Origin of the sequence: Desulfomicrobium macestii, assembly GCF_014873765.1 — a bacterium.
GTDB lineage: Bacteria > Desulfobacterota > Desulfovibrionia > Desulfovibrionales > Desulfomicrobiaceae > Desulfomicrobium > Desulfomicrobium macestii.
Map to the genome: position 1 here is coordinate 1 of NZ_JADBGG010000075.1, position 3,853 is coordinate 3,853.

Annotated in this window: 2 protein-coding genes; both read right to left on the minus strand. The window is 45.8% G+C overall.

Features of this window, described 5'->3' with window-relative positions:
* Positions 1 to 211: 211 nt before the first annotated feature.
* Complete coding sequence (locus H4684_RS20295) at positions 212 to 2,842, minus strand: TrlF family AAA-like ATPase (RefSeq protein ID WP_192625149.1); 2,631 nt, start codon at positions 2,840 to 2,842, stop codon at positions 212 to 214.
* Between the two features lie 12 nt (positions 2,843 to 2,854).
* On the minus strand, positions 2,855 to 3,523 hold the full coding sequence (locus tag H4684_RS20300) for a hypothetical protein (protein ID WP_225940593.1): 669 nt from the start codon (positions 3,521 to 3,523) through the stop codon (positions 2,855 to 2,857).
* Between the last annotated feature and the right edge of the window lie 330 nt (positions 3,524 to 3,853).

A 3,853-nucleotide genomic window follows, 5' to 3' on the forward strand; every position in this document is an offset into this window, starting at 1 on the left:
CTTGGGCGGAAGCTTGCGTGCATCGGTGGTTTGCATGGATCCGAATGTACACAATTCTTCCACGAATGTTAACTATTTTATGCTCGGATTAATAAATACCGCCACCGAATGGCTGGCATAAATGTCGCGTAGGTCATTTTTGAACCACATCTCAATCATTTATGAAGCCCCTTATATTTTATTGGATGCGTGCACTTTGGCCTGCAGGAGTTTACGGTTTCCATATTTTGTAAATCTCCTTACGACGGTTGAACGCCTCTTGTCCGCCTTCCATTATGTTTACGATCGTTTTCTGGGTGTCTTGGGCGTCAACACTTCCGCTTTGTACTGCTACTTTTTCATCCATGAATGAACAAGCATGCACCAACTCAGCATCACCTAAAACAGGGATATTGGGGTTATGGGTGGCGAAAATAAATTGGACCCCGGTCTTCATATTACGAATCAGTTTTATGACATCTTCATAGATTGTTTGGTTATCAAGATCGTCCTCTGGTTGATCTATGATAATAACGTCATTCTCTTTGAGGCTCAGAACGAAAAGAATCAGCGCAGAAGATCGCTGCCCCAAGGAGTGGTGCTTCAACTCTTTGCCACGGTATTTGATAATGAATTTGTTAGGAACCTGATAAGTCAGGGCCGACTCAAGGTTTTCTAAAAGACGGTCCGTGAAGAGTTGCGGGTTGCTGCCAAAGTGCTGCTTTGCAGTATCCAGATCTTTGTATATTGACGCGAAGTCAGAATACTGGCTGGCAATCCTTTGGAACGTGGCGTCTCTAAGACCGCTTCCTTTACAGTATTCTTTCATCGTATCTACAAAGTCCGCCTTATCGCCTTTGTAGTTGGAATCGATACTAATTGAGGACGACTCTTTTTCGATTTTTTCCAGCTCGAATTTGATCAGTAAAAATTCTTCATGCCACAGGTCGTTTAGCGCTTTAACCTCTCTGAGTAAGGTTTCCTGATGCCCGGCAAACTCGTCTTTCTGCTTCTGGAGCTCAACGATTCGGTTTACCGCTTTGGAGCGTTTGGTTTTCAGTGCTAAAAATTCTTCAGAGCTGATATTGGTGTTCCCTGATTCTTTCAGCTCCTCACTCAGCTTCCTTTCGATCACAGCAAACTCATCAACCATCCCTTTGCGGATTGTTTTCATTTCCGTCTGAAGATCGGTCAGCTGTTGCTGCACAGCGGGATTGTCTTGTCCCCATGCTTTTAGATGAGAAATCAGGGACAGATACTTGGTTTCCAGAATGGTCTTCAGCTTCGCAAATAATTCCGAATTGTGTTTTGAAACATAGTCTTTCTGCGAGGACAGAACTAGTTCGTGGTCTGTAGATATTCTGCCGACATCCTGAGAGAAGAGATTAACCGCCTCAATAGTTGCATCGATTTGCTTTACATCCGTATCGAAGTCGAGACGCTTTTGTAGTTTTTCTTCAACCTTATGATCCGCATAAAACTTCAGTTGATGGTCGGCATCCTTCTTGATGTCGTTCTGCTCCTTGATTAGCTCATCCAGTCCCAGTCCGCTGGTCAGATTACGAACCGCATCAACCACCTTCACTTTCTGAGCAGATATCTTTTGCAGGACCTCATCTCGTTTCGAACCTAGGAGTTTGTTTACCAAGTCCTTTTCAAATCCTTCCCCGGTGCTGGATAAATCTTTCTGGCCAAAGTATATGGGCTTTCTGAGAATTGACTCTCTTATTGCCACACCCTGCAGAAGCTGACCGCTATCTTCGACGTTGGTATCCTCGCCATAAACCTTCGAAATTATGTACACCTTGCCATGGCGGTCGACGACATCCATCTCGATCTTGCCGCCACTTCCCATGGTGTATTTGACCAAATCTTCTTTGTATTTTTTATCGCCCGATTTCTCTCCAAACGGAATTTCAAGGGCATAGCGTATTACTTCGAGAATTGAGGATTTCCCGCTACCTCGAATTCCAATCATGGTGTTGAGCTCGGGAGAAAAATAGATCTGCTTTCCTGCTAATGTGCCACCGGTAAAGCGGATATTCTGAATGCGGGAGTGGCCATGCTGAACAGGGTTGGTAGCAACACGGCTATCCTTGTCCACAAGAGCAAATTTCACTGCATCAAAGGAGAAAGCTCCCAGCTTGAGATAACACGGATCACCATCGCCGATACCATCAATGTTTTTACAATCAGAACCTTCAACTTCGGCCGGATACCAGTCAGAAAACCAACTCTTTACTTTGTCACGCTCATCACGGGTTCTGACTTTCTGAAAGCCCAAACATCGTCTTCTGAATATTTTGTTTTGACCAATCTCCTGCAGCCTTCCGCCATCGAGTTCATTCCAGAGCCCACTGCTTTGTTCAACATGCGCAAAGACCACCATAAAGTCCTTATGGTAACCCTCCAGCTTTTTCAAAGTGGTCAACAGATCAAGGGAGCTTCGACCGTTTTCCTGCTCATATCGGCTGGGAGTTTTTCCCTCAAAAGCAACATTCAAAAATTGGTTTATATAGTCATGACCATCCGCCAGCCACTCATCATTGAAGATGACCAAGGTATGAATGCCATTAGCTCCGTCATTGACAGATAGCTCAACACCGGGAAGCAAAAAAATTTCTTCCTTTCTGGCTTTTTTTCGCAGGGCCTTAAATTCACCGGTATCGAATTTATTGTGATTGGTGATCACGCCAACTTGAATGTCTTTCGCTTTTAGCCCGGCTACATAATCACTCACAAAACCGTTTTCTTCCCCATCGTAACGAAACTCCTTGTCCGCCTTGGTGTGGAGGTGAAAATCAGCCCTGAGCCAAGTCGCACCTGAACGAAAAACTTCATATTCTTTTTGTTCTGTTGACATAATCAGCTCTCCCTACCAGTCCGCATTAAGGTACTTTTTAAGTTGGCCTGCATTGAGTACCTCGTAAGGAATCAATCCTTTTTTTTGCAGGGGAGCGATGTTTTTGCCGACGCCATCGTCAAGGATCGGGTTATAGCCTTCGGCGAGCAGCTCATCGATCTTCTTCTTGAAGGCTTCGATCTCTTTAAGCTGCCTGAAGATGCGGTCTTTTTCGTTCTGGGCATCAGCGCTATCATTGCCGGAGAGGTCGCTCTGGCGGTTGACCAGAGAGCGTTCCCGGTGTTCGGTATAGACCGAACGCAGGCGCATCAGCTTGTCGCGGCTCCATTTGTAAATGATGATATAGCAGTCAAAGCCCTGTTCAGGACCGCTGGAGAGATGCCAGATAAATGGTGTCTTGGGCAAATACATGAACAGGTTCAGATGGTCGGAGAGTTCCGCAAAAAAATATTTGTTCAGGTACTCGTGGATCGGACGACCAAGCACCGAATCGAAACTGGAGTATTGAGCCGAACTGAAGCCTTTCTCACGAAATTTTTCCTCGATGCGGTTCAGCAACACCTTTTCCCCGGCATTGGGCACCAGCGGAATAATACCGTCCTCATCCTCCATAAGGATCTCCCGGACTATGTCGGCCAAAAACTCCATGGCCAGCGTATGCATCCGCTGCTGCGGGATCACATTGCTCTGCTTGAACCAGTACCAGACGTTGATCGGGTTGACCTGATGACGAATGCAGAACTCTTCCAGATCATTGTTGCTCTGGTAAAGGCTTCCGAATCCGCTTTCAATGACCTCACGCTCTTCGGCAGTGAACTCTTTGGTCGGTAATCTTTCGATAAACTCCCGAATGAAATCAAGTGGAAACTCTTTGGTTGCTTCCGTTTCGGCCAGATAGGTTTTTCTGGCTTCGTAGGTATTACTCCGAGCCCTAAACAGTTAACATTTTAGGCTGCGTATCGAACATGTTGTCCGTGGAAATACTTCTGAACAATCGAGGGCCTTCTCTGG